The organism is Nocardioides sp. LHD-245 (genome assembly GCF_030929495.1).
Taxonomy (GTDB): domain Bacteria; phylum Actinomycetota; class Actinomycetes; order Propionibacteriales; family Nocardioidaceae; genus Nocardioides.
The window spans coordinates 58,742-82,711 of the sequence record NZ_JAVFWN010000021.1 but is presented as its reverse complement, the minus strand read 5'-3'; the positions used below and the strand labels follow the sequence as shown (position 1 = coordinate 82,711).

The following is a 23,970-nucleotide window of genomic DNA, read 5'->3' as shown; positions in this document are numbered from 1 at the left end:
AGCGACCTGTGAGTCGACCGGCTCAGAGGCGCACGGATACCCGGGTGTCACCCGGTGCGCTGTGCAGCGCGACGGAACCCCCGTGGGCGCTGACGATCGCCTGCACAAGCGCCAGCCCGAGGCCGACCCCGCCGTCCGAGCGGTGCCTCGACGTGTCACCGCGGGTGAACCGCTCGAAGGCGGTGTCGACCAGGCCGGGCGGGAAGCCGGGGCCATCGTCGTGCACCTCGAAGCCGTCGGGGCGCACGGTCACGGTGACCGTCGTACCGGCCGGCGTGTACTTGCGTGCGTTGGCCAGCAGGTTGGTGACCACCTGGTGCAGCCGGTGCTCGTCGCCGGTCGTCTCCACCGGCTCCCCGCCGTCGGGCAGCACGATCCGCCACCGGTGGCCGGGGGCGACGACGCGGGCGTCGTCGACGGCCTCGATCAGCAGCCGGGTCAGGTCCACGGTCTCGGCCGCGAGCGGCCGGCCGGCATCGAGGCGGGCGAGCAGCAGCAGGTCCTCGACCAGGGCCGTCATCCGGCCGGCCTCCTCCTCGACCTTCGCGAGCGCCATCGCCGACGTGTCGGCGTCGCCACGGCGGCGGGCGAGCTCGGTGTAGCCGGCGATCGTGGTCAGCGGCGTGCGCAGCTCGTGGGACGCGTCCGCCACGAACTGCCGGACCTGCTGTTCGCTGCGGTGACGGGCCGACAACGACGACTCGACATGGGCGAGCAGCTGGTTGAGGGCCAGGCCGACCTGGCCGGCCTCGGTCCGCGGGTCGGTGAGGTGCTCGGGGACCCGCTCGGTCACCCCGATCTCGCCCTCGGCCAGCGGCAGCTCGGCGACCGCGTGCGCCGTGGCGGCGACCTCGGTGAGCGGACGCAGCTGACGTCGTACGACGGCGGTGCCGGCGAGTCCGGCGACGACGATGCCGAGCAGCGCCAGCACGATCTCGAGGTGGATCAGGGACCGGGTGGCCTCGTCGACGTCGTCGGTGGGCAGGCCGACGACGACGGCGATGCCGTCCCGGACCTCCCGGGCCCGGACGACCCGATAGCTGCCCAGACCGGGCAGATCGACGGTGGTGGGCTCCGACCCGGCATCCGCGAGCACGGCGAGCACCTCGACATCCAGCGCCTGCTGCTGCCAGCCGTTCGCCGTCAGCCGGACGATGTCGCCCTGCTGCGTGGTCCCGACGTAGGCCGCCCGCACCTGTCCGGTCCCGCCGAAGGCGTCCGGTGGGCCCCCCGCCGGTGCGCCACGGGTGAGGGAGACCAGGTCGGCGTCGAGTCGGTTGGTCAGCCAGGCGCGCATGCCGAGCGTGGTCACCGTGCCGACGAGCAGCGACACCACCGCGACCAGGGTCACGGCGGTGACGACGAGCCGCGCGGTGAGCGAGCGCGGCCAGAGACGTTCCATCATCCCGCCGGCTTCAGGACGTAGCCCGCGCCACGCATCGTGTGGATCATCGGCGCCCGCCCGGCGTCGATCTTCTTGCGCAGGTAGGAGATGTAGAGCTCGACGACATTGGCCTGACCGCCGAAGTCGTAGTTCCAGACCCGATCGAGGATCTGCGCCTTGCTCAGGACCCGGCGCGGGTTGCGCATCAGGTAGCGCAGCAGCTCGAACTCCGTCGCGGTCAGGGTGATCTCCTCCCCGGCGCGGGTGACCTCCCGGCTGTCCTCGTCGAGCACCAGGTCACCCACCACGAGCGCGGACCGGCTCTGCTCGACAGCGGTGCCGGCCCGGCGTACCAGCGCCCGGAGGCGGGCGACGAGCTCCTCGAGGGAGAACGGCTTGGTCACGTAGTCGTCGCCGCCGGCGGTGAGGCCGGCGACCCGGTCCTCGACGGCGTCGCGGGCGGTCAGGAAGAGGACCGGGACGGTCGGGTCGTCGGCGCGGATCCGACGCAGCACCGCCATGCCGTCCTGGTCGGGCAGCATCATGTCGAGGACCACGACATCGGGACCGTGGTCGCGCACCGCCGTCACGGCGTCGCCACCCGTGTGGGCGGTCTGGACCACCCAGCCCTCGTAGCGCAGCGCCATCGCCACCAGTTCCGCGATGTTGACCTCGTCGTCGACCACCACGGCACGCAGCGGGGTGCCGTCCGGGCGGGTCGCGGTCTGGTTCATGGCATCAGACTGTGCCAGGAGTCTGTGCGGATCCTGTGGACCGTCTGTGCGGATCCTGCGGCACTTCACGGGCCGGTCACAGGGTCAGCACAGACAGCCGGACCACCGTGGAGGAATGACCCAGCGCGACGATCCCACTCCCGGCCCCGACGAGGGCGCCACTCCCGGCTCCGACTCCGGTACCCCCCGGTACGCGGACGCGGCGCCGCCGACCGAGCCCGCACCGCTCCCGCCGGTGCAGGGGCCGCCGACCGGACCTCCTGCCGGACCCCCGGCACCTGCTGCCGCACTTCCTGTCACGCCGGTGCCCAAGGCCCGTTGGCGCGACCGCGTCTTCAGCTTCCGGGCCACGCTCGCCGTGGCGGTCGCCGGACTCGTGCTCGGTGCCGGAGCGGGGGCCGGCACCGCCCTGGCGGCCGGTGACGACCACGACGGTCCCGGCTTCCGCCAGGAGCGGATGGGCGGTCCCGGGCAGGGCGGCTTCCCGGGCTGGGGCGGGCGCAGCGGTCAGGGCGGGCCGCCGCCCGGGACGGGTCAGGTGCCGCCCGGCACCGCTCCCCAGCAGCAGGACGACGAGCTGCCCCCGGGCGAGTCGTCGGAGGGCAATTCCAGCAGCTGAGAGACACCACCGGCCGACGACGTGGAACGTCGCCGGCCGGTGGCCTTGGAGCCCGGGTGCCCGCTAGCGGCGGGGCACCTTGAGCTTGACGGTCGTCACCGAGCCCTCCGCGGACGCGCTGCCCACGTAGGTCACGGTCACCTTGTGCTTGCCGGCCTTGGCCTTCGGCAGCTTCACCGTCACGGCACCGTCGGCGCCCACCGCGGCGGTGGCGACCTGCTTGCCGTCCACCGCGACGGTGACGGTACCCGCCAGATCTGCGCCGGGGGCCGCGACCGCGACCTTCAGCTTCGGCCGCTTGCCGACCGTGAGCTTCTTGGCCTTCTTCACCTTGGCGGTGACGGTCGAGGCGATCTTGCCGACCACCAGGGTGGCGGGTGCCGAGACGCTGGGCAGGAAGTTGGCGTCGCCGCCGTACTCCGCGGTCAGCGACTTCGACCCGGCCGAGGGGAAGGCCTTCAGCGCGACCGAGGCCGCGCCGTCGGCGCCGATCTCGCCCGTCCCGACCACGAGGTCGCCGTCGCGGATCGTGACCACCCCCGAGGGCGTCTCCTGGTCACCGGGACCGGTGGCCGTGACCTGCACCCGGGCGGTGACACCGGTGGCGCCCACCGCGACCTTCGCCGCGCTCAGCGTGAGCGACGTGCCGCTGGAGGCCAGCGGCTCCTCGTAGCCGACCTCCGCCTTCCAGGCGCGGAAGTTGCCGGCCTCCCCGGGAACCAGGTGCCGCTCGACGTTGCCGCGACTGTCGACCGTGATCCAGCGGATCTCGGCCCCCTCGTCGACCTTCAAGCGCTCACCCCGGGTGTTGCGGAGGCCCGCTGCGTCGTAGCGCTCGGAGTCCAGCGTCGGGACGGTGCCGTCGACGGTGTAGAAGATGGCGGCCGGCTCGTTGGTCTCGAACTCGACGTTCACCTTCCCCTCGACACTCGACGGCGTGACCGCGACGGAGGACACCGGCGGGACGTCGTCGCGCTCGTGGTCGAGGGCGACCTGAGCCATCTCGATGAGGCCGTTCGCGAACTCCTGGCTCTCCTCATGGGCGGACACGCCGTTGGGATCCACGTTCTCGAACGGCGGCTGGAAGGTGCCACCCACCTCGAAGTCCCAGGCGTAGATGCCGTACTTGTACCAGAGCAGGTCGCCGGAGTTGCCGGCCGCCGAGTAGAGCACGTCGACGACCTGCCCCGTCTTCGCGGGCGTGACGCTCAGGCCCCGGTGCCGCTTGATGGCGGTCAGGATCCGGGACGACGCGCCCCAGAAGAGACCCTCCTCCTCGAGCGTCGGGACGGGTGCGGTCTCGCGACCGGCCGACTTGTACGCCGCCGGCGACCACATGAAGTAGTTGCCGGAGCTGTGCACGTTCATCGAGAAGGTGATGTTGGGGTTGCTCTTCGCCACCCAGTCGACGTTCTTCGCCTCGGGCTCGGTCAGCTCGCCGGGGCCGGCCGACGTACCACTGGTGCAGCTGGTCGTCGAAGCGCCGCTGTAGCCGTCGAAGGCGCTGTACTCGGTGTAGTTGCGGTTGACGTCCACACCCCAGCTGTTGCGGCCGTTGAAGTCGCCGCTGTCGGCGACAGCGCAATGACGGGTCATGTTCTTGCGCTGGCTGGCGAAGTCGTAGAACGAGTAGTGCCCGCCGTCCGGGTTGACCGACGGCAGGATCCAGATCTCCAGGTTGTCGACCAGGTCCCGCGTGCCGGCGTGCGAGCTGTAGTTGCGTAGCAGGCGCTCGGCGGTCTCGATCGTCACCAGCGGCGGCACCCACTCGCGAGCGTGCTCCTGCGCGTAGTAGAAGACGCCCGGCTTGGAGCCGTCGCGCACCTTGCCGATCTTGATGGCATAGACCTGCTGCGGGTCCCGTGAGACCGAGGCCGGGGCACCCAGGCCGTCGGTGAGCGTGACCGGGAGCGCCGTCGCCGGCGTCACGCCGGCACCCGCGTCATTGCGGTAGGTGTAGGCGGTGACCAGCGTGCGGGCCACCACGTTGGCGTTGATCGCCGCGACGATCTGCGCGGCGGTGCTGGTGAGTGCGCCGGTGCCATCGGTCGCCGCGGAGACCTTGATCGCCTTGCCGACCACGTGGACGCTCAACGGGGAGTCGGGCGCACCCGGGTCGGCCACCTCGACCGTGATCCCGTTCCCGCCCTGGTGGCCCCAGGCCTTGGAGTCGACGCCGAAGCGCTGCGAGATGGCCGTCGGGTTGTTCGCCGTCGGGCCGACCAGCGCCTGAGCCAGCCGGCGATAGCCGTTGGTCTTGTACGGCAGCTCGACGATCTCGGCCAGGTCGGGGTAGGTGTCGGCCAGCTGCTTGATCCGGTCGTAGAGCTGGGTCGGGTCGAGGTAGGACTGGATGAAGTCCTCCTGGTACCCGTCGCCCTTGAACGGATCCTCCTCGCCGTCCGCGGTCGGCAGCCAGTCCGCGACCTTGGCGATCGCCGTGTCGCCGCTGGGACTGGTGATCCGGACCCGATCGGGTCGCGTCGTCAGGCCACTCGAGCTGGCGCCCATGTGGTACATGTACACGCCCGCGTCGTTGAAGGGCGCGAGGTTCTGGGAACCGCCACTGCCGAACGCGGTGCCGGGACCGCTGTCCCGCTCGACGGTCAGCGTCGGCAGGCTGCCACCGTTGGCGACCTGGGCCTCCACGGAGAGGACCGGAGTACCGAACGAGGTGTAGTAGTCCGCGCGCAGGATCTTGACGTCGCTGACGTCGGGGTCGGTCGCCTCCGCGTCGAACGCGTCGGCCGCCTGCTGGTTGGCTCCGATCGTCGCATCGCGCTCCTGGACAGCCGCCTGGCTGTCCTTGGTGGTCATCAGGGTCTCGCCGACCTCGAACCCGAGGGCCTCGAGCTGGCGGATCTCGCCGGGCGTGACGACGGCTCGGACCGCGAGGCCGTCCGGCTCCTGGTGGACGCCGTGGTCGAGGTCGACGCCGGTCGCGACGAGACGGTCGAGCTCGGCGGTGCCCGGCACCACGATCTCGACGACCCGGGGCGTCTCCTCGGCGTCGCGCTCCAGGACGGCGTCGTCCTGCGGCGACGCGGTCCGGGCTGCCGGGGCGGCGGTCGACTCACTCGGCAGGACGCCGACGGCGAGCCCGAACAGGGCCAGCCCGGCGGCATAGGCGGCGAAGCGTTTCCTTCTCAGATGTGCAGACACGATCAGCCTTTGCGTGTGGGGGGACGGATGATCACACTCCCGAGATGTGAGCGACCTCACAAAAAGTGTGTGCTCACATAAGCGGTCGGTCGGCTGCCTCGTCAACCGGCAGCGAAGGAATCGCGGCGGATTCTGGACGATTGGTCGGGATCGGCTCTCATCTCGGGACAAGAGATCCGCCAGATCGTCTCGACGCGCTACGGGGTCCAGAGCAGGCGGGCCACGAGCCACCCCGGGCGGCGGGCCGCGGCCGGTACTGCGCTGCTACAGCAGGGCTCCCGGGTTGAGGATCCGCCTCGAGGACGCCGAGGTCGGCCGTCTCCCCCAGCTGGTCGCGCAGTCGGTCCAGCGCGGGCTTGGCCAACTCGGCGAGCTTCCCCAGCCCTCTAGCGTTCTGCGGCCGGAACGCCAGCCCGAGCCCGGTAGCTTGCACCCCGACGCAGAGGTCAACGGGCAGTTCTCGAACCGCGGGTCCGAGACGCCCCAGGGCGAGGAGGGACGGCGACGGCGGCGCCCGGTGGACGCGTAGGACCGGGTGGGCGCGCGGGCGGTGGACCCGGGTGTCGCGACGAAGACGCCAGAGGGCCCCGGGCCCGCGTCTCCGCAGGCCAGAGGCCCTCGTGTGGCTCCCCCGACTGGACTCGAACCAGTAACCCTTCGATTAACAGTCGAATGCTCTGCCAGTTGAGCTACGGGGGAATGCTCGACTCCACCGCGAGGTGGAGCGGGGAAACCCTAGCAAGGCGGGGGCTGCCCCCAGAAATCGAGGTGCCCCCGGAGTCGCGAGGCTCAGACCTGGACGTCGGCGCGGGCGGCGGACAGGGCCTCCTGGACCACCACGTCGACCCGCGGGTCCGCGGGATCCAGCCCGTCGTCGTACTCGACGAACCAGGCCAGCTCGCCTCGGGTCCCGGGGGCCCGCCGCGCCAGGATGCGCACCGAGCGGCGCCCGGCGACGGCGACATGCCGCTGGACGGCGATGCTCGCGGTGACCCGCTCGCGGACCAGTTGCAGCAGGCGGCCGGCGTCGTCGAGACGCAGCTCGTGGACCGGGCTGGATGCGCCGAAGCGAGCGACCTCGACGACCCGCAGGGTCGACTCCTCCTGGTCCCAGTCGGCGCTGGCGACCTGCTCCCAGGGGATGCGGGTGGGCAGGTAGAGCGCGTCGCGGGTGCCGCCGACGAGCGCCGGCCCGTCACCCGGCTGCCGCACCTCGGCCCAGGCGAGCAGGCGCTCTCCCCGCCCGACCGGGAACGGCGGGCGGCGCGCCGGCAGCGGCGGGAACCTCATGACCCCCGCCTCACGGCGCGCCCACGATCTTCTCGCGCAGGGTGCGCCGGTGCTGCTCGAGCGCCGCCAGCTCACCGAACATCTTGTTGTAGTCGCCGGCGTTGTCGAGCGGGTTGGTGCGCTGGAGTCGGGACCGGACCTCGTCGATGCGGCGCAGCGCGGTCAGCTCCTGGAGCCGGTAGACATGGTGGGCGACATAGCTCGCGTCGATCTCGCGATGGGCCGGGATCGGCTCGACGGCGAGCGCGCTGACCAGCGAGGACACCACCGGGTCGGTGGTGGCGGCGCGCAGTCGGGTCACCCAGCCCGGGTCGTTCTGCCCGGCGACGGTGCCGCCGGCGGCCGCCACGAGGTCCCAGACGGCGCGGTAGGTCGGGTGGGTGAAGTCGTTGCTGCCGATGTCGGCGGTGGTGCGGCCGATCGCGAGCGGGGCCTGCAGGACCAGCTTGAGGGTCTCGCGCTCGATGCCGAAGCGCGGCTCCCTGAGATCGGGTACGGCGGAGCGGGGCGCCGGCACCAGGGTGGCCTCCGGCTGCTGGCGGCCGCGCTCGTTGCGGTTGGTCCGCTCCGGTCCGCGCGCCGCGGCCCGGCGTACCTCCGCACGGGCCTGCTCGATGTCGACACCCACCATGGCGGAGAGCTCCCGGACGAAGGCGTCGACCTTCGACTTGTCCCGCACGCTGGCGACCAGCTTGGCACCCTCCCGGATCGCATCGACCCGGCTGTCGGCGCGGTCGAGGTCGTAGCGGCCGACGACGTTCTCGAGGACGAAGCGGTAGAGCGGGCGGCGGCTGGCGATCAGCTCGCGAACCGCGTCGTCGCCCTGCTGGATCCGCAGCTCGCAGGGGTCCAGGCCCTCGGGCGCCACCGCGACGTACGTCTGCGACACGAACCGCTGGTCGCCCTCGAACGTGCGCAACGCTGCCTTCTGGCCGGCCTCGTCGCCGTCGAAGGTGAACACGACCTCGCTGCGGAGCTCGGCGTGGTCGTCGAGGAAGCGCCGCAGGACGCGGGCGTGGTCGTCGCCGAAGGCGGTGCCGCAGGTGGCGACGGCCGTCTCGACGCCGGCCAGATGGCAAGCCATCACGTCGGTGTAGCCCTCGACGACGACCGCCTGCGACTTGAGCGCGATCGGCTTGCGGGCCAGGTCGATGCCGTAGAGCACCTGGCTCTTCTTGTAGATCGGCGTCTCCTGGGTGTTGAGGTACTTGGCCGTGATCCGGTCGTCGTCGAAGATCCGCCGGGCGCCGAACCCGATGGTGTCGCCGTTGGTCTCGCGGATCGGCCACAGCAGGCGCCCGCGGAACTTGTCGTAGAGCGAGCGGCCCATCGCCACCAGGCCGGCGGCGATCACCTCCTCGGAGCTGAACTTCCGGCCGCTCAGGTGGCGCCACAGCGCCTCGCCGTCGCGCGGAGCGAAGCCGACGCCGAAGGTGAGGGCGGCCTGCTGGTCGAACCCGCGCTCGGCCAGGAACTGGCGCGCGGCCAGCGCGTCGGGCGTGCCGAGCTGCTCGGCGTAGAACTCCTGGGCGACGGCGTGCGCCTCGACCAGCCGGCGGCGCTGCGGCCCCTTCGGCCGATCGTCGTGACCGGTCTCGTCGCGGCGCAGGTGGATGCCGTACTTGTCGGCCATCCGCTCGACGGCCTCGCCGAAGGTGAGCCCGTCGATCTTCATCAAGAAGGTGAAGACGTCGCCGCCTTCCTGGCAGCCGAAGCAGTTGCCGGTGAGGATGTTGTCCTCGAGCGTGAACGCGTGACCGTCCTCGACCTCCGCACAGAACACCTCCTCGATCCGATCGGTCTCCTCGACGCTCTCGACCACCCAGCCGCGCCGGGCGAAAGCCTTGGCGTTCGCCTCGAACCGCCGGCGATGCGGCTCGAGGAGGAAGAAGCCCCCGTCGAGGTCCTCGTTCACGAGGTGGATGCGGTACAGCTCCGACGGCACCTCACCCAGCCCGACCCGCAACTGGGAGGTGATGCCGTAGGTCGCGATGCCGAGCCGGGTGCAGACCGTGCGGAAGAACTCCAGATCGTCACGATCGGCGGAGTTCATGATCACGGTGCCATCGGCGGCCACGCACCCGTCGGCGGCGAAGTAGCCTGCCAGCCAGCCGTAGAGATAGGGCACCGACTCGTCCAACGACGGCCGGTCCTTGAAGAACCTCGGCAGGTGATGGACCAGGAGGTTGCCGTCACCGCGGTCTGTGGTGTGGCTGTTGGGGAACCACTTGAGCATGCCCTCGTCCTTCGGCGGGCAGATCAGGGCCATCGATCCGGTGCCGTTGCGAGTGCCGTCGCCGTAGGTGAATCCGTGCGCGATGCCGAACGGCGACGGGGTGGTCCTCCGGATCCGGGACCGTGGGAACTTCGAGACCAGCCGGTCACCGGACTTCAGCGCGGTCGTCAGCACCTCCCGTGCATTCTTCTGGGTCTTGCCGGACCGGATGAACCATCGATGGCCGTCGGTGGCGTAGAGCTCCTTGCGCTGGCGGTTGCGGGTCACGGTGATCCGATGCAGCCGCTGGACTCCGTAGGATTTGAAGGGCGCCTCGATCCAGTCGCCGCGCGCGCCGAGGATCCGATGCGTGGCGCCGGCCAGCTCGCGGATCTCGCGGGGCCCGTCCCAGGTCAGCACCCGGGTCTCCCCGGCCAGACAATGGAAGAAGCCGCGGCTCGGGGTCACATGGAACGACGGGGACTTCTCGTCGTGGAAGGGGCACAGCCCCTTCATCGAGCCGCCGCCGGCGTTGCGGAGCGTGACGTACGACGACACGACCTCGTCGATCTTGGCCCGCTCACGGACCGTGGCGATGTCCTCGTCACGAATCCGGCCTGCCATGCCGTGATCCTACTGAGGGGGTACGACCGGGCCACAGGCAGTCGAAGCGGGCTGTGGATGCGGCCAGCGGCGGCGGGCCGCGGGGTCGAGATCTCGCCCGCCGGCGTGACCTCGACCGGGGCTGACTCGTTGGCTTGCCGGGAGGACCGCACGAAGGGGTCATGGGGTCATGAGCGTTCGGGGAGGGACCGGGCATGGAGCAGGCGTCGGCGCGCAGCCGCACCAGCTGGCCGGTGACCCTGATCGTCCTGCTCTTCGCGGTCTCGGTCCTGGTCTTGGTGCTCAAGGACGGCGAGGACGACACGACGCCGCGAGCAGCGCCGATCTCTTCGGTCGACCTGGACCTGAAGGACCTGCCGACCAGCTCCACGATGACCACCATCGCGGCAGCCCCGCAGGACCCCCGCCCGACGAACGTGCCGAAGGGCACGGTCGTGCATCCGAAGCGGACGACAGCGCTGTACGACGAGCCCGACGGCAGGCCGTTCGGCAAGATCAAGGCGAGCCAGTTCGGCGACACCTGGCTGCCGGCGATCACCCGCAACCGCGACTGGGTGCAGGTACTGCTGCCGTCGAAGCCGAACGGCTCGACAGGCTGGATCCGCGGCTCGGAGCTGATCGAGGCCCGCAGCCGGTTCCTGATCAAGGTGCACCTCGGCGAGCGCTCCCTCGAGCTCTTCGAGGACGACACGCTGGTCGGGACCTGGACCGTGGCGATCGGGGCGAGCGGCACCCCGACACCTGTCGGCCGGACCTTCGTGCTCGGTCAGATCATCGACGACAAGCAGCCGTTCTCGCCGATCATCCTGCCGCTGGGCAGTCACAGCGAGACCCTCGACTCCTACGGCGGCGGGCCCGGCACGGTGGCGCTGCACGGCTGGACCGACCCGTCGGTCTTCGGCAAGGCCGTCAGCCACGGCTGCGTGCGGGTGCCCGATGACGCGCTCGACCTGCTCCGCACCGTCCCGCTCGGGACGGTGGTCATGGTCGACGAGGCCTGACCCCCACGTACTGCTCGATCTCGGGGACACATGATGAAGACGAAGGGAACACCGATGAAGAACAAGCGGCACCTGGCTCCGGTGGCCGGCGCGCTCCTCCTGGTGGCGGGGACGGCGGCATCCGTGTCCCTGCTCGCGGGCAGCTCGGCGACCGCGGCGGGCTCCCCGTCGTCCGCCTTCGGCCTCGAGCTCTCGATCGCCGGCAACGCCGTGATCGAGCCGTTGCCGACCGTCACCTCGACGGACGGCGCGCCCAAGAGCGACTCCCTCGTGGGCCTTCCCAAGAACCCGGTCGCCAGCGGCGGCATCATCAACGCGTCCGCCCAGAACGGCGCCGCCACGGCCAGCGTCACGGACCTGGCGGTCGGCGACGGGCTGCTCGCCATCCCGCAGCTCGACGCGCTGACCCAGCCGCTCGGCAAGGCCTGCGACGACCTGACCGCCGCCCTCGGGCAGCTGACCCAGCCGCTCGACACGACGGTGCTGGCGCCGCTCCTCACCAACCTGCAGGGCGTGCTGGACCAGATCGGTACGGCGACCAAGGGGACTCCGCTCAACCTCGGCGCTCTGGGCGCCCTCGACATCAGCAAGCTCACCAAGCTCGAGCTGAACGGCCTGTGCGACGTACTCCGGGGCAAGCTGAGGATCGTCGGCGCCGGTGCCGTCGAGGCGAAGTGCACGGGCAACTCCGGCACCACCACCATCGCCGACCTCGCCGCGCTCGGCCTCCCGGTCACGATCGACACGAAGCAGGCCAACCAGGCCATCAAGATCCCGGACGTCGCCGGCGTCCCGCCGATCATCGAGCTGGTCGTGAACCGCCAGACGGCCAACGCCGACGGCACCTTCACCGTCGACGCGCTCTACCTCAACGTGCTCGACCAGATCAAGCTCACCGTCGCCTCCGCCACGTGCGGCAATGTCACCAGCGACCGGGTGCCCGCGCCCGACGACGCCCCGGCGCCCAAGCCGGTCAAGGACCACGTGCCGGTGACCGGCTGACCCTCCCCCGCTCCACCCGATCGACCCGTCGCGTTCGAACGCGACGGGTCGATCTGCTTCCGGGCTCAGCCGAGCAGGCGCTCGTGCCAGGCGACCGCGCTGGCATCGGTGAGCGAGGCCACCTGGTCGATCACCACCCGGGTGCGGGCCGCGTCGTCGGCGGCGGCGTGCCAGTCGGCGGCGTACATCTCGTCGAGGGCATCGGGGCCACGGTCGAGGAGCACGTCGACCAGGGCGGCGAGGAGCTCGCGCTGGCGCACCTGGAGGGCGACCCGGTCGGCGTCCTCCATGACGTAGTGGGCGGCGATCCCCTTGAGCACCGTGATCTCGGCCCAGGTGGCCTCCGGGATGACCAGGTCCCCCGCGTAGCGGACGAACGGCTCCTCCCCGGCCGCGAAGGTGGCTTGCTGGACCGCTCCGCAGAAGCGGCCGATCAGGTCACTGGTGAGGTTCTTCAGCGCCGCGAGACCGGCTCGCCCGCCGTCGTACGGCGCCCGGGGCCAGCTGCCGACCGCTCGCAGCCGGTCGAGCACGTCGTCGAGCTCGGCATCGGAGGCGTCGGGCTGGTACCAGACCCGCACCGTGTCCCACACGGCCGCGGCGTCCAGCCGGGTCAGGTCGACCTTGCCGGCGACGGTGCCGTCCTCGACGTCGTGGACGGAGTAGGCGACGTCGTCGGCGAGGTCCATCACCTGCGCCTCGAGACAGCGCTCGCCCACGGGCGCTCCGACACGCAGCCAGTCGAACGCCGGCCGGTCGTCGTCGTACACACCGAACTTGCCGTTCCCGTCGGCGGCCTCGCCGCGCCCCCAGGGGTACTTCGTGCAGGCGTCGAGCGTGGCGCGGGTGAGGTTGAGCCCGGCGCCGGGCGTCTTGGCCTCGAGCCGGGTCAGCAGCCGCAGCGTCTGGGCGTTGCCCTCGAAGCCGCCGCACCCGGTGGCCAGCTCGGCCAGCGCCCGCTCCCCGTTGTGACCGAACGGCGGATGCCCGAGGTCGTGGGCCAGCGCGGCCGTCTCGGTGATGTCGGGGTGGGTGCCCAGGGCCCGGGACAGGTCGCGCGCGATCTGGGCCACCTCCAGGCTGTGGGTCAGCCGGTTGCGGACGAAGTCGTCGCTCTGCGGGCCGACGACCTGCGTCTTGGCCGCCAGCCGCCGGAACGACGCCGCGTGCACCACCCGCGCCCGGTCCCGCTCGAAGGGCAGCCGCTCCGGTGCCTCCACGCGCTTCGGCGGCTCAGGCACGATCCGCTCGCGTGCGTGCGCGTCGTACCGCTGCTCGACCTGGTCCACGGAGCGACCCTATCGGCGGACACGTCGAGCGACCGGCCTGCTGTTCAGATGTCGAGGGCGCCCGCCGGCAGCGCGTCGAGCGGCAGCGGTCGCACCTCGCGGCCGACGCAGAGGTGCACGACTTCGCAGGCCACCACGGCCCGGCGCGCCGCGGCGTACAGCGACGTCGCCCACGCCAGGTCGCGCTCGTCGATGGCCTCCTCGCCCGGCCGGGTCATGAGGAAGGCAACGCGCCATCCGTCGGTGTCCTCCAGCACGTCCCGGAGCCACCGGGCCAGGCAGTACTCCTGCTCTTCGTCCAGCGGGCCGACGACGTCGCCGAAGGTCACGGCCCTCCGCGTGGTCCTGCCGTCCGACCACACCAACAGGCAGGTGGTGCCGACGGGCGGCCGGTCGCACCGGCGGACCCACTGACGCCAGGTCCGGTCCAGGTCACGCTGGTGGCGGATGCGCGCCCGAGTGTCGCGTCGGATCATGCCTGCAGCATGCCGCGCGGACGCGGACCGGGCCAGCGGCTCTCCACAGGCCGCGGCCGAGAGCGTCACGCGGACACATCGCCCAAGCTCTCGATGCCGATCAGACCAGCGAACCGGGCGTAGTGGCGCGTGTTCTCCGTGACGATGGCGCCGACACCGTGCGCCAAGGCCACCGCCACGACGTTGGCATCATGGACCTGCTTGCCCAGCACCTCGTGGTGGTCAAGCAGGTCGCGAAGCCAGCGCAGCGAGGCATCCCCCTCGGACAGCAGGCTCATGTCGAGAAGGAAGCTGTCAACGTTCCCCAACGCCTGTGACATCGGCAGGCCGAGTCCGTTCACCTCCGGCGCACGAGTGCCCACCACGAGGTACTCCCGCACGATCTGCGGGGTGATGGCGAGCCGACGCTCGTCATAGCGGACCAACTCGAGCGCCTGGACATGGTTGCGGCGCCCGGCATCTGTTGCAGCGAGCAGCACGTTGGAGTCGAGCACCACATCGACCGGTGCCGGTCGGTCAGCGCCCGTCGTCGCCATAGATGTCTGCGCGGTTGAAAGGCGTGTCGTTGCCCGACTCGACAATGGTCAGGCCAAGGCAGCGAGGCGGTCGGCCACGTTCTGGCTCGTTGGCGAGGCGCTCCAGGGCCTCGCGCAACTCTTGCTGCACCGAGTGACCGTGCCGAGCAGCGCGGCGCTTGATGGCAGCCACGGTCTCCTCGGGAACGTCCCTGATGTGCAGCGCGGGCATGACCCAATGCTAGCACCCAGTGCTAGCAGTCCGGCTTCTCAGAAGACGGAGACGTGCACGTGGTCGTAGTGGTTGGCGGTGGCCGAGCCGCGGTTCGGCATGCCCCGCCAGCCCTCCCCACCTCGCTCGACCGACCAGATCTTCTGCGAGTAGATGACGTAGGAGACGCCGAGGGCCGCGTAGTTGGCGCGGACGAACTCGGCGATCTCCCAGCCGACGCCGCCCGAGATCATGATGTCGACCGCCCGGCCGCGCGGGTGGTCGCCGCCGCCGCCGCGGAGCGTGCCGTAGACACTGACTTCCGGGAAGTTGGCGCAGACCGCCGCGTGGACTTTCTTGATGCTCTCGCTGACGTTGCCGGGAACCGAGGTGCCGTTGGTGCACGCGCCGCCGAGGGTCGGGGGCTTCTCGTCGGTGAAGTAGCCGGCGGTCACCCAGCGGGACTTGCCCTCGACGACGACCTCGGCGCGCTCGCCGTACGTGCGGCCGGTGACGAGGACCTTCTCGCCCTCCTCGATCTCGCCGACCTCCTTGGCCTGCTTGTCGGGGCGGGTCCACAGGTTGAGCGGCGCGGAGGTCCACTGGCGCTTCTTCGCCTCGGCGATCGCCTGCGCGGTCGTGCTGTCCGCGAGCAGGCCGTCGAGCTCGGTGCCGATGGCGTCGGCCGACCGGTCGGTGCTGCGGGAGAGCACCGGCGCCCGGGCGCCGCTGTCGCCGACGGAGCCGGCGGCGGCCTTCGAGCGGTCCACCGCGACCAGGTCGGCGTCGGGGGTTGGGGAGTTGAGGACGCCTCCCGTGACGACCGCGGTGGTCGCGAGGGCGGCGAGCGAGCCGGCCAGGACGGCGGCCCGGGGCGTACGTCGCGCGGTTTCCCGCTTGTGGCTGGTGGCCACGCGCTGATTCCTTTGCTGTCGCTTACAGATTCGTCCCGAGGACTCTGACCTGCGCCAGAGCATCGTGCGAGTAGAGCACAAAGATCAAGCCTTCAACCAATTGGTGAGACCGCTCCGCCGGTGAGCCGGCTCACCCGTCCTATCCGCCCGTGGTCTCGTCGACGTCCTCGAGCACGCCGGCACCGGCGAGCCCGTCGGTGTCGTCCAGCCACCCCTCCGGCAGCACCACCTTGTGCCGGGGGGCTCCCTGCCGCCCGCGGGGCGCACCCAGCTCGGTCGCGGGGAACGGCTCGGCGGGGTCGAGATCGGCGAGCATCCGGTCGAGGGCGGCGAGCGAGTCGACGAGGCCGAGCGTACGGCGCAGCTCGCCGCCGGCCCGGAAGCCCTTGAGGTACCAGGTGACGTGCTTGCGGAACTCCTTGCAGCCGCGCTCCTCCCCCATGTGCTCGCACAGCAGCTCGGCGTGGCGGCGCATCATCGCGGCGACCTCGCCGAGGGTCGGCAGCGTCGTCGCGCCGGGCCCGTCGTCGGAGAAGGCGGCGGCCAGGTCGCGGAACAGCCAGGGGCGACCCAGGCAGCCGCGGCCGACCACCACCCCGGCGGCGCCGGTCTGCTCGATCATCCGCAGCGCGTCGGCGGCCTCCCAGATGTCGCCGTTGCCGAGGACCGGGATGTCGACGTGGTCGACCAGCTCGGCGATGGCCGCCCAGTCGGCCTGCCCGGAGTAGGCCTGCGCGACGGTCCGGCCGTGCAGCGCGATCGCGGCGACTCCGGTCTCCTGGGCGATCCGGCCCGCGTCGAGGAAGGTCGGATGGTCGTCGTCGAGGCCCTTGCGGGTCTTCATCGTCACCGGCACGTCGTACGGCGCCGCGGCGGCGACCGCCTCCTCGAGGATCCGGCCCAGCAGGTTGCGCTTCCACGGCAGGGCGCCGCCGCCGCCCTTGCGGGTGACCTTGGGCACCGGGCAGCCGAAGTTGAGGTCGACGTGCGCGACGGCGTACTCCTCGCACAGGATCCGAGTCGCCTCGCCGACGTAGACCGGGTCGGTGCCGTAGAGCTGGACGGAGCGGACCTTCTCAGCCTCGTCGAACACCAGCATCCGGCGGGTGGTCTCGTCGCCCTCGACCAGCCCACGGCTGGTGATCATCTCGCACACGTACAGCCCGGCTCCGTGCTCGGCGCACAGCCGGCGGTAGGCGGCATTGGTGATGCCGGCCATCGGCGCGAGGACGACGGGAGTGGGCACCTCGAGGGAGCCCAGGCGCAGACCGCTCACGACGTCGGCTCGCCCTTCGCGCCTTCGTCCTTCGCGCCCTCGTCCTTCTCGCCCTTGCCCTTCGCGCCCTTCTTCCCGGGCTTGCCCACCGGGCTCAGGTCACCGCTCCACGCGACGGCGTCCAGGCCGCCGAACGGCGAGAAGGAGACCCGCTCCAGCGCCCGGGTGGGAGCGATGAAGTAGACCTGGCACAGCTCGGCGGTCGCACCGGCCGCGAAGGGGGTCGGCAGCGGGTCGCCCGAGCACACCGGCAGCTGCTCGGCGGTGTAGTAGTTGGGCGCCTCGAGCGTGGTGCCGTCGTCGCCCCACAGCACGTTGTCGAGGCGCATCCCCCCGAGGTCGACGTCACCGACGTTGGTGACCTCGACCCGCACGAAGTACGGCGTACGCGCGGCTGTCGCGTCGTCGACGTTCCACCCCGGGAAGGACTCCTGGAACGACGTGCGCTCGATCCGTCGCACGTTCACCGCGAGGACGCCGACCTCGTCCTGCCGGCGCTGGAACGCGACGACACCCTCCTCGCCGAGCCCGAGGGCGGTCCCCGGCTCGGTGAGGGTGACGTCGCCGGGCACCGGGAGATACGTCGTCGGGGCCGTGCTGGTCGCCGTGGGGCTCGGCTTCGCCTGCTTCGCTTCCTTGCCGTCATCGGAGCCGCACCCGGCCAGCGCCGTGAGCGCGAGGCCCGCGGCGATCACCAGCCGGGTCGACCGAAGGACGGCACCTAGCATCCGACGAGCCGCTCGGCGAAGTAGGTGGTGAGCTTGTCGAGGGCCACCCGCTCCTGGGACATGGTGTCCCGGTCGCGCACGGTGACCGCCTGGTCGTCGAGCGTGTCGAAGTCGACCGTGACGCAGTACGGCGTGCCGATCTCGTCCTGGCGGCGGTAGCGCTTGCCGATGGCGCCGGCGTCGTCGAAGTCGACGTTCCACAGGGCGCGCAGCTCGGTGGCGACGGCCTTGGCCCGCGGCGTGAGGTCCTCGTTGCGGCTCAGCGGCAGCACCGCGGCCTTGATGGGGGCCAGGCGCGGGTCGAGCCGCAGCACGGTCCGCTTGTCGACGCCACCCTTGGTGTTGGGCGCCTCGTCCTCGGCGTAGGCGTCGACGAGGAAGGTCATCAGGCTGCGCGACAGGCCGGCGGCCGGCTCGATCACGTAGGGCACGTAGCGGGTGTTGGCGGCCTGGTCGAAGTACGACAGGTCCTTGCCGGAGTGCTCCGCATGGGTCGACAGGTCGAAGTCGGTGCGGTTGGCGATGCCCTCGAGCTCGCCCCACTCCGACCCGGTGAAGTTGAAGCGGTACTCGATGTCCGTGGTGCCCTTCGAGTAGTGGCTCAGCTTGGCCTTCGGGTGCTCGAAGTGACGCAGGTTGTCGGGGTCGATGCCGAGGTCGACGTACCAGCGGGTGCGCTCCTCGATCCAGTACTTGTGCCACTCCTCGTCCTCACCCGGCTTGACGAAGAACTCCATCTCCATCTGCTCGAACTCGCGGGTGCGGAAGATGAAGTTGCCCGGCGTGATCTCGTTGCGGAAGCTCTTGCCGATCTGGGCGATGCCGAACGGGGGCTTCATCCGCTGCGAGGTCACCACGTTGGCGAAGTTGAGGAAGATGCCCTGCGCGGTCTCGGGGCGCAGGTAGTGCAGGCCCGACTCGTCCTCGACCACGCCGAGGTGGGTCTTGAGCATGCCGGAGAACTCGCGCGGCTCGGTCCAGGCGCCGCGGGTGCCGCAGTTGGCGCACACGACGTCCTTGAGATCGACGTCGTCGGGGTTCGCACTGTGCCCCGTCTTCTTGGCCAACTTCTCGGCGTACTGCTCCTGCAGGTGGTCGTAGCGGTAGCGCTTGTGGCACGACAGGCACTCGGTGAGCGGGTCGTTGAAGGTCGCGACGTGGCCCGAGGCCTCCCAGGTCTGCCGCGGCAGGATCACGCTGGAGTCGAGGCCGACGACGTCGTCGCGGCTCTGCACCATCGAGCGCCACCACTGGCGCTTGATGTTCTCCTTGAGCTCGACGCCCAGCGGGCCGTAGTCCCACGCCGAGCGGGTGCCTCCGTAGATCTCCCCGCAGGGATAGACGAAGCCTCGGCGCTTCGCGAGCGAGACGACCTGATCGACGGTGGACGGGGGCGGCTTGGCCACGGGGGTTCCTTATGGGACGAGCCCGGCTGGCTGCCGAGCGGGTGTGTGTGAGCTGACTCGCGGAGCAACCACCTAGGTTACGCGAGACTGCGCCACATTGAGGACGCCACCGGGCTCCACCACCTCGTAGGCGCCGGGCTCGTCGATCGCCCGGCTCAGCACGGGTACGCCGTGCAGCTTGAGGTCGTACGCCGACAGGGCGCGTCGGTACGCGCCGACGTTGACCCAGTGCGTCGTCAGCGTCCACAGGTCCGGGTCGTCGACGTTGCGCCCGACCCAGCCACCGGCGTACCCGCTCTGCGCGGCCAGCAGGCCGTGGACGAGCTCGAGGTCGACACGGAGCCCGGCCGGGTCCTCCCCTGCGCGGAAGCGGTTCACGACGAGCACGCCCGCACTCTACGCAGCGCCGCCCGGGCGCGATTTGACGCCGGGGCCGCGCCCAATGAGAATGATTCTCATGCGCTCTTGGAAGACCCTCGCCGCCCTCACTGCCCTCACCCTCTCCACCACCGCCTGCTCGGCGCTGTCGGAGGACGACGGCAGCGGGTCCGACGCCGGCGGGAGCACGACCGACGTGGTCGCCGCCTTCTACCCGCTGGAGTACGTCGCCGCCCGGGTCGCCGGCGACCGCGCGACGGTCACCTCCCTCACCAAGGCCGGCGTCGAGCCGCACGACCTCGAGATCAACGTGCAGGACACCGCCCGGATCGCGAAGGCCGACCTCGTGGTCTTCGAGAGCGAGTTCCAGCCCGCCGTCGACGAGACGGTCGCGGAGAACGCCGGTGGCGAGACGCTCGACGTCACCGACGTGGTCGAGCTGGAGCCGTTCGAGGAGCACGCCGACGAGCACACCGACGAGCACGCCGACGAGGAGGGCGAGCACGCGGACGAGCACGCCGACGAGCACGCGGGCGAGGACGGCGAGGAGGGCCACGACCACGAGCACGGCGAGTTCGACCCCCACTTCTGGCACGACCCGATCCGGGTGGCGACCTACGGCGACGCCGTCGCGGCCTCGCTGGCCGAGCTCGACCCCGCCCACGCCGACGACTACGAGGCCAACGCCGCCGACCTGCGCAGCGACCTGGAGGCCCTGGACGAGGAGTTCACGACCGGTCTGGCCACGTGCGAGCGCGACACGATCGTGGTGTCCCATGACGCGTTCGGCTACCTGGAGAAGTACGGTCTGCACATGGCACCGATCGCTGGTCTCACTCCCGACGCCGAGCCGACCCCGGCCGCGATCGCGGAGCTCCAGCAGCTGATCGAGCAGGAGGGGATCACCACGGTGTTCAGCGAGACCCTGGTCAGCCCCAAGCTCGCCGAGACCCTCGCCGGCGATCTCGGGATCGCGAGCAAGGTGCTCGACCCGATCGAGGGCCTCACCGAGGACACCGCGGACCAGGACTACCTGTCCCTCATGCGGTCCAACCTGGCCGCACTGCGTACCGCCAACGGGTGCTCATGACCACTGCCTCCACTCTCGTCGCCGGCCCGGCCGTCGCCCTCCGCGACGGCAGCGTCGCGCTCGGCGGACGGCCGATCCTGCGTGGGGTCGACCTCGTCGTGCACGACGGCGACTTCGTCGCCCTGATGGGAGCCAACGGCTCGGGCAAGTCGACACTGGTGCGCGCACTGGTCGGCCTCAACCCGCTGACCACCGGCGAGGTGCGCCTGTTCGGCGCGCCGCTCGACCGGCACGCCGACTGGCGGCGGGTCGGATACGTCCCTCAGCGAGCCTCCGCGGCGGCCGGCGTGCCTTCCTCGGTCTGGGAGGTCGTGGCCTCCGGCCGGCTGACCCACCGGCGCCTGCTGCGGCCGTTGAGCCGCGCCGACCGGACCGCGGTGGAGCGGGCGCTCGACGTCGTGGGGCTCAGCGACCGGCGCCGGGAGTCGGTGGGTGACCTGTCCGGCGGCCAGCAGCAGCGGGTCCTCATCGCCCGTGCGCTGGCGGGCGAGCCGGATCTCTTCTTCCTCGACGAGCCCACCGCCGGCGTCGACCTGCCCAACCAGCAGATCCTCGCCGACACCCTCGGCCACCTCAAGGACGACGGCGCCACCATCGTGCTGGTCGCCCACGAGCTCGGGCCGCTCGCACCCCTGGTCGACCGGTGTGTCGTCATGCGCGACGGCAGGATCGCCTACGACGGTGCCCCGCTGGCCGACCACGAGGTGCACGCCTCGTGGTTCGCCGAGCCGCACACCCATCACCATCACACCGGCTCCGAGCCGCGGACCGGTGACCGGTCCCCGCAGATCTCCGCTCCCGTCGACAGCCCCGGAACGGAACGCCCGTGAGCCCGGCCGAGCTCTTCTCCCTGCCGTTCATGCAGCGGGCACTGATCGCCGCGCTCGTGACCGGCATCGCCGCCCCGATGATCGGGACCTACCTCGTGCAGCGCCGGATGGCGCTGATGGGCGACGGCATCGGCCACGTGGCCGTCACCGGCGTGGCCATCGGACTGGTGACCGGGGCCTCGCCGATCTGGACGGCGGTCGTGGTCACCGTCCTCGCCACCTTCCTCATGGAGCTGATCCGCGAGAAGGGCCGCACCAACGGCGACGTCGCCCTCGCCCTGATGTTCTACGGCGGGCTCGCCGGGGGCCTGCTCATCACCGGACTCGACGGCCAGGGCACGCAGACCATCGGCCGCTACCTCTTCGGATCGCTCACCGCGATCTCGGTCGGCGACGTGCTGACGACGATGGTCCTCGCGGCGATCGTGGTCGTGCTCTGCGTGGGGCTGTCCCCCCAGCTCTACGCCATCGCCCAAGATGCCGACTTCGCGCGGGTGGCCGGACTGCGGGTGCGCGCCTACAACCTGCTGGTGGCGGCGTTGGCTGCCGTGAGCGTGACCGTCGCCATGCGCACGGTCGGGCTGCTGCTGGTGTCCGCGCTGCTGGTGATCCCCGTGGCCACCGCCCAGCAGGTGTCACGCTCGTTCCGCGCGACGATGAGCGCCGCCGTACTCCTCGGCACCCTGGCCGCCGTCGGCGGTCTCACGCTCGCCGCGCTCGCGCCCAGCGGCGTCACCGTCCAGCCGGGACCCACGATCGTGCTCCTCGCCCTCACGCTGTATGCGCTGACCTGGCCGGTCGGGATCTGGCTGCGTCGCCGTGCGCGTCTGCTCGAGCCGTTCGCAGCCGGCCAGGCCGCGCCCGAACACGACGCCTGCGGGGAGCATCCACACGCCCACGGCCCGGGGTGCGGGCATCTCGCGGTCCCCCACGACGACCATGTCGACTACGTCCACGACGGGCATCGGCACGCCGTCCACGGCGCGCACTACGACGAGCACTAGCTCGATGGGCCGAGCGTGTCGCTCGTTCCTCGCGCCACGCTGCCGGCCGCGCAGTCGGCTTGCATAGGTCCTGCCTTCTGCTGGCGGCAAGACCGCCGGCTCGCGGAACGGCGCCTCCCTGCACCTCCGGTCGCTCGTTCCTCGCTCCCTACGGCGCCGGGCCGGCTTCGCTCCGCGAAGACCGGCCGAAGGTACGTCACTGGGCGGAGTCAGACCTGGTTGGGCTCCGCCCCGCCGTAGCGCCGGTCGCGGCGGGCGTACTCGTCGATCGCCGCCCACAGGTGCCGTCGGTCGACGTCGGGCCAGAGCACGTCGGAGAAGACGAACTCGGAGTAGGCCGCCTGGTAGAGCATGAAGTTGGACAGCCGCCGCTCGCCGGAGGTGCGCCAGATCAGGTCCGCGTCGGGAAGCTCCGGCACGTAGAGATAGCGCCCCAGGGTGCGCTCGTCGACCTTCTCGGGGTTGACCCGCCCGGCGGCGACGTCGCGGGCGAGCGCCTTGGCGGCGTCGCCGAGCTCGGAGCGGCCGCCGTAGTTGACGCACATCGTGAGGGTCAGGACGTCGTTGTTCTTCGTCATCTCCTCGGCGACCTGGAGCTCGGTGATGACCGACTTCCACAGCCGCGGCGCCCGGCCGGCCCAGCGCACCCGGACGCCGAGCTCGTGCATCTCGTCGCGCCGGCGGCGGATCACGTCGCGGTTGAAGCCCATGAGGAACTTGACCTCCTCGGGGCTGCGCGACCAGTTCTCGGTGGAGAACGCGTACGCCGAGATCGCCCTCACGCCGATCTCGATCGCCCCCTCGACCACGTCGAACAGGCTCGACTCCCCCTCCTCGTGGCCGCGGGTGCGCGGCAGCCCGCGCTCCTTGGCCCAGCGGCCGTTGCCGTCCATCACGATGGCCACGTGGTGCGGCACCAGCTCGGCGGGGACCCCGGGCGGCCGGTCGCCCGACGGGTGCGGCGTGGGTGGGCGGACCGGGCCGCGTGCGGCAGCGGCCGCCGCGGCAGCGCGGGTACGACGGGTCGAGCGGGTCACGGGGAGCAGTCTGTCAGCGCTCGACGTACGCGAGCGACCGGAGGCCCCGCTCCAGCTGCCACTGCACGAACGCCGCGATCAGGCCGCTGGCCTCCCGGACATGGCGCGGGTCGGCTCCCTCGACGACCGGCCAGTCGCCGGCGAGCAGCCCACCGAGCAGGGTCAGCGTCTCCGGGGCGGGCGTGGCGGAGCCGGGGATGCGGCAGGTCGAGCAGAGCACGCCGCCCATCGACGGGTTGAACCAGCGGTGGTGACCGAGCTCGCCGGTCGCCGTGACCGGCGGGCGGGCGCAGTGGGCGCAGTCGACGAAGGCGGGCGCGTAGCCGGCGATGGCCAGGGCCCGCAGCAGGTAGGAGTCGAGGACGTGGCACGGGTTGCGGGCGCCCGCCGCCATCGCGTTGAGCCCGCCGAGCAGCAGCGCGAACTGCTGGCGGGCCGGCTCGCGCTCCTCGACGACCAGCCGTTCGGCGGTCTCCAGCATCGCGGTGCCCGCGGTGTAGCGGTCGTAGTCGGCGCCCAGCGGGGCGGCGTACGCGGCCCGGGTCTCGGCCTGGGTGATCGTGTCGAGGTTGCGTCCCTCGGCGAGCTGGAGGTCGACATGGGTGAACGGCTCCAGCCGCGAGCCCCAGCGCGAGGTGGTCCGGCGCACCCCCTTGGCGACCGCCCGGACCACGCCGTTCTCGCGGGTCAGCAGCGTGACGATCCGGTCCGCCTCACCCAGCTTGCGGGTGCGCAGGACGATCGCCTCGTCACGGTAGAGCGGCACCCCTCCATTGTGCTGCCTC

22 protein-coding genes, 1 tRNA gene and 1 pseudogene are annotated in these 23,970 nt (G+C 71.4%); 6 read left to right on the top strand and 18 right to left on the bottom strand.

Translation table 11 applies throughout. From position 1 onward, the window contains the following. Positions 1-22: 22 nt before the first annotated feature. Positions 23-1,405: a HAMP domain-containing sensor histidine kinase gene (locus RB608_RS25825; protein WP_308090963.1), complete on the bottom strand. Its 1,383-nt coding sequence runs from the start codon at positions 1,403-1,405 to the stop codon at positions 23-25. Beyond that, positions 1,402-2,118, bottom strand: a complete 717-nt coding sequence (locus RB608_RS25820; protein ID WP_308090962.1) for a response regulator transcription factor — start codon at positions 2,116-2,118, stop codon at positions 1,402-1,404. The genes RB608_RS25825 and RB608_RS25820 overlap by 4 nt, the downstream gene beginning before the upstream one ends. 115 nt (positions 2,119-2,233) lie before the next feature. Between RB608_RS25820 and RB608_RS25815 the strand changes: the two genes are divergently transcribed. After that, positions 2,234-2,737, top strand: coding sequence for a hypothetical protein (locus RB608_RS25815; RefSeq protein WP_308090961.1), 504 nt, complete (start codon positions 2,234-2,236; stop codon positions 2,735-2,737). A gap of 63 nt (positions 2,738-2,800) precedes the next feature. Here the strand turns inward: RB608_RS25815 and RB608_RS25810 are convergent, their stop codons facing one another. The 5 genes and pseudogenes from RB608_RS25810 to RB608_RS25790 form a co-directional block, all read right to left on the bottom strand. Continuing rightward, positions 2,801-5,899: a M14 family zinc carboxypeptidase gene (locus RB608_RS25810; RefSeq protein WP_308090960.1), complete on the bottom strand. Its 3,099-nt coding sequence runs from the start codon at positions 5,897-5,899 to the stop codon at positions 2,801-2,803. A 623-nt stretch (positions 5,900-6,522) separates the two neighbouring features. Then, positions 6,523-6,598 (bottom strand) — tRNA-Asn (locus RB608_RS25805). Between the two features lie 90 nt (positions 6,599-6,688). Further along, complete coding sequence (locus tag RB608_RS25800) at positions 6,689-7,189, bottom strand: hypothetical protein (RefSeq protein WP_308090959.1); 501 nt, start codon at positions 7,187-7,189, stop codon at positions 6,689-6,691. A 10-nt stretch (positions 7,190-7,199) separates the two neighbouring features. Beyond that, positions 7,200-9,425 carry a DNA primase gene (gene dnaG / locus RB608_RS25795; RefSeq protein ID WP_308090979.1) on the bottom strand — a complete coding sequence of 742 codons (2,226 nt, stop codon included), beginning with the start codon at positions 9,423-9,425 and terminating at the stop codon, positions 7,200-7,202. Positions 9,426-9,842: 417 nt separating this feature from the next. Beyond that, positions 9,843-10,028, bottom strand: a pseudogene (locus tag RB608_RS25790) (CHC2 zinc finger domain-containing protein); the annotation flags it as partial. A gap of 194 nt (positions 10,029-10,222) precedes the next feature. Here RB608_RS25790 and RB608_RS25785 point away from each other — a divergent pair. After that, entirely contained in the window at positions 10,223-11,029 is an 807-nt protein-coding gene (locus RB608_RS25785) for a L,D-transpeptidase (RefSeq protein ID WP_308090958.1), read from the top strand. Positions 11,030-11,083: 54 nt separating this feature from the next. Further along, positions 11,084-12,031, top strand: coding sequence for a hypothetical protein (locus tag RB608_RS25780; protein WP_308090957.1), 948 nt, complete (start codon positions 11,084-11,086; stop codon positions 12,029-12,031). Between the two features lie 65 nt (positions 12,032-12,096). Here the strand turns inward: RB608_RS25780 and RB608_RS25775 are convergent, their stop codons facing one another. From RB608_RS25775 to RB608_RS25735, 9 genes are all read right to left on the bottom strand, one after another. After that, positions 12,097-13,320: a deoxyguanosinetriphosphate triphosphohydrolase gene (locus RB608_RS25775; protein ID WP_308090956.1), complete on the bottom strand. Its 1,224-nt coding sequence runs from the start codon at positions 13,318-13,320 to the stop codon at positions 12,097-12,099. 44 nt (positions 13,321-13,364) lie between these two features. Beyond that, positions 13,365-13,796: a hypothetical protein gene (locus RB608_RS25770; RefSeq protein WP_308090955.1), complete on the bottom strand. Its 432-nt coding sequence runs from the start codon at positions 13,794-13,796 to the stop codon at positions 13,365-13,367. Positions 13,797-13,861: 65 nt separating this feature from the next. Beyond that, the gene (locus tag RB608_RS25765; protein WP_308090954.1) at positions 13,862-14,332 is read right to left on the bottom strand and encodes a PIN domain-containing protein; all 471 of its coding nucleotides are present in this window, start codon (positions 14,330-14,332) and stop codon (positions 13,862-13,864) included. Continuing rightward, positions 14,313-14,543, bottom strand: coding sequence for a hypothetical protein (locus tag RB608_RS25760; protein WP_308090953.1), 231 nt, complete (start codon positions 14,541-14,543; stop codon positions 14,313-14,315). Before RB608_RS25760 ends, RB608_RS25765 begins: the two co-directional genes overlap by 20 nt. 38 nt (positions 14,544-14,581) lie before the next feature. Further along, positions 14,582-15,436: a hypothetical protein gene (locus RB608_RS25755; protein ID WP_308090952.1), complete on the bottom strand. Its 855-nt coding sequence runs from the start codon at positions 15,434-15,436 to the stop codon at positions 14,582-14,584. Positions 15,437-15,575: 139 nt separating this feature from the next. After that, positions 15,576-16,712 (bottom strand): tRNA dihydrouridine synthase DusB, encoded by a 1,137-nt coding sequence (dusB, locus tag RB608_RS25750; RefSeq protein WP_308090951.1) that lies wholly within the window; start codon positions 16,710-16,712, stop codon positions 15,576-15,578. Next, positions 16,709-17,440 carry a hypothetical protein gene (locus RB608_RS25745; protein ID WP_308090950.1) on the bottom strand — a complete coding sequence of 244 codons (732 nt, stop codon included), beginning with the start codon at positions 17,438-17,440 and terminating at the stop codon, positions 16,709-16,711. Before RB608_RS25745 ends, dusB begins: the two co-directional genes overlap by 4 nt. Next, the gene (locus tag RB608_RS25740; protein WP_308090949.1) at positions 17,434-18,846 is read right to left on the bottom strand and encodes a glycine--tRNA ligase; all 1,413 of its coding nucleotides are present in this window, start codon (positions 18,844-18,846) and stop codon (positions 17,434-17,436) included. The genes RB608_RS25745 and RB608_RS25740 overlap by 7 nt, the downstream gene beginning before the upstream one ends. Positions 18,847-18,918: 72 nt before the next feature. Beyond that, positions 18,919-19,233: an antibiotic biosynthesis monooxygenase gene (locus RB608_RS25735; RefSeq protein WP_308090948.1), complete on the bottom strand. Its 315-nt coding sequence runs from the start codon at positions 19,231-19,233 to the stop codon at positions 18,919-18,921. Positions 19,234-19,303: 70 nt separating this feature from the next. On the opposite strand from RB608_RS25735, the gene RB608_RS25730 reads away from it, so the two are divergent. Genes RB608_RS25730 through RB608_RS25720 form a run of 3 tightly spaced genes read left to right on the top strand, consistent with a single transcriptional unit; the run spans position 19,304 to position 22,148 of the window. Continuing rightward, complete coding sequence (locus RB608_RS25730) at positions 19,304-20,314, top strand: metal ABC transporter substrate-binding protein (protein ID WP_308090947.1); 1,011 nt, start codon at positions 19,304-19,306, stop codon at positions 20,312-20,314. Beyond that, positions 20,311-21,144, top strand: a complete 834-nt coding sequence (locus RB608_RS25725) for an ABC transporter ATP-binding protein (RefSeq protein ID WP_308090946.1) — start codon at positions 20,311-20,313, stop codon at positions 21,142-21,144. The genes RB608_RS25730 and RB608_RS25725 overlap by 4 nt, the downstream gene beginning before the upstream one ends. Beyond that, a complete protein-coding gene (locus RB608_RS25720) occupies positions 21,141-22,148 on the top strand; it encodes a metal ABC transporter permease (RefSeq protein WP_308090945.1) in 1,008 nt (335 codons plus the stop codon). The genes RB608_RS25725 and RB608_RS25720 overlap by 4 nt, the downstream gene beginning before the upstream one ends. A gap of 209 nt (positions 22,149-22,357) precedes the next feature. On the opposite strand, the gene RB608_RS25715 is transcribed toward RB608_RS25720, so the two are convergent. Then, a complete protein-coding gene (locus RB608_RS25715) occupies positions 22,358-23,185 on the bottom strand; it encodes an isoprenyl transferase (RefSeq protein WP_308090944.1) in 828 nt (275 codons plus the stop codon). A gap of 13 nt (positions 23,186-23,198) precedes the next feature. After that, positions 23,199-23,951: a DNA repair protein RecO gene (gene recO / locus RB608_RS25710; protein ID WP_308090943.1), complete on the bottom strand. Its 753-nt coding sequence runs from the start codon at positions 23,949-23,951 to the stop codon at positions 23,199-23,201. Positions 23,952-23,970: the final 19 nt, after the last annotated feature.

Bases quoted from the DNA above. Each gene is read 5' to 3' on its own strand.
- RB608_RS25745 (WP_308090950.1), bottom strand. From the start codon at position 17,440: ATGCTAGGTGCCGTCCTTCGGTCGACCCGGCTGGTGATCGCCGCGGGC.
- RB608_RS25815 (WP_308090961.1), top strand. From the start codon at position 2,234: ATGACCCAGCGCGACGATCCCACTCCCGGCCCCGACGAGGGCGCCACT.
- RB608_RS25760 (WP_308090953.1), bottom strand. From the start codon at position 14,543: ATGCCCGCGCTGCACATCAGGGACGTTCCCGAGGAGACCGTGGCTGCC.
- RB608_RS25725 (WP_308090946.1), top strand. From the start codon at position 20,311: ATGACCACTGCCTCCACTCTCGTCGCCGGCCCGGCCGTCGCCCTCCGC.
- RB608_RS25765 (WP_308090954.1), bottom strand. From the start codon at position 14,332: ATGGCGACGACGGGCGCTGACCGACCGGCACCGGTCGATGTGGTGCTC.
- RB608_RS25820 (WP_308090962.1), bottom strand. From the start codon at position 2,118: ATGAACCAGACCGCGACCCGCCCGGACGGCACCCCGCTGCGTGCCGTG.
- RB608_RS25825 (WP_308090963.1), bottom strand. From the start codon at position 1,405: ATGATGGAACGTCTCTGGCCGCGCTCGCTCACCGCGCGGCTCGTCGTC.
- dnaG (WP_308090979.1), bottom strand. From the start codon at position 9,425: ATGCTCAAGTGGTTCCCCAACAGCCACACCACAGACCGCGGTGACGGC.
- RB608_RS25800 (WP_308090959.1), bottom strand. From the start codon at position 7,189: ATGAGGTTCCCGCCGCTGCCGGCGCGCCGCCCGCCGTTCCCGGTCGGG.
- RB608_RS25780 (WP_308090957.1), top strand. From the start codon at position 11,084: ATGAAGAACAAGCGGCACCTGGCTCCGGTGGCCGGCGCGCTCCTCCTG.
- RB608_RS25770 (WP_308090955.1), bottom strand. From the start codon at position 13,796: ATGATCCGACGCGACACTCGGGCGCGCATCCGCCACCAGCGTGACCTG.
- RB608_RS25730 (WP_308090947.1), top strand. From the start codon at position 19,304: ATGCGCTCTTGGAAGACCCTCGCCGCCCTCACTGCCCTCACCCTCTCC.
- RB608_RS25785 (WP_308090958.1), top strand. From the start codon at position 10,223: ATGGAGCAGGCGTCGGCGCGCAGCCGCACCAGCTGGCCGGTGACCCTG.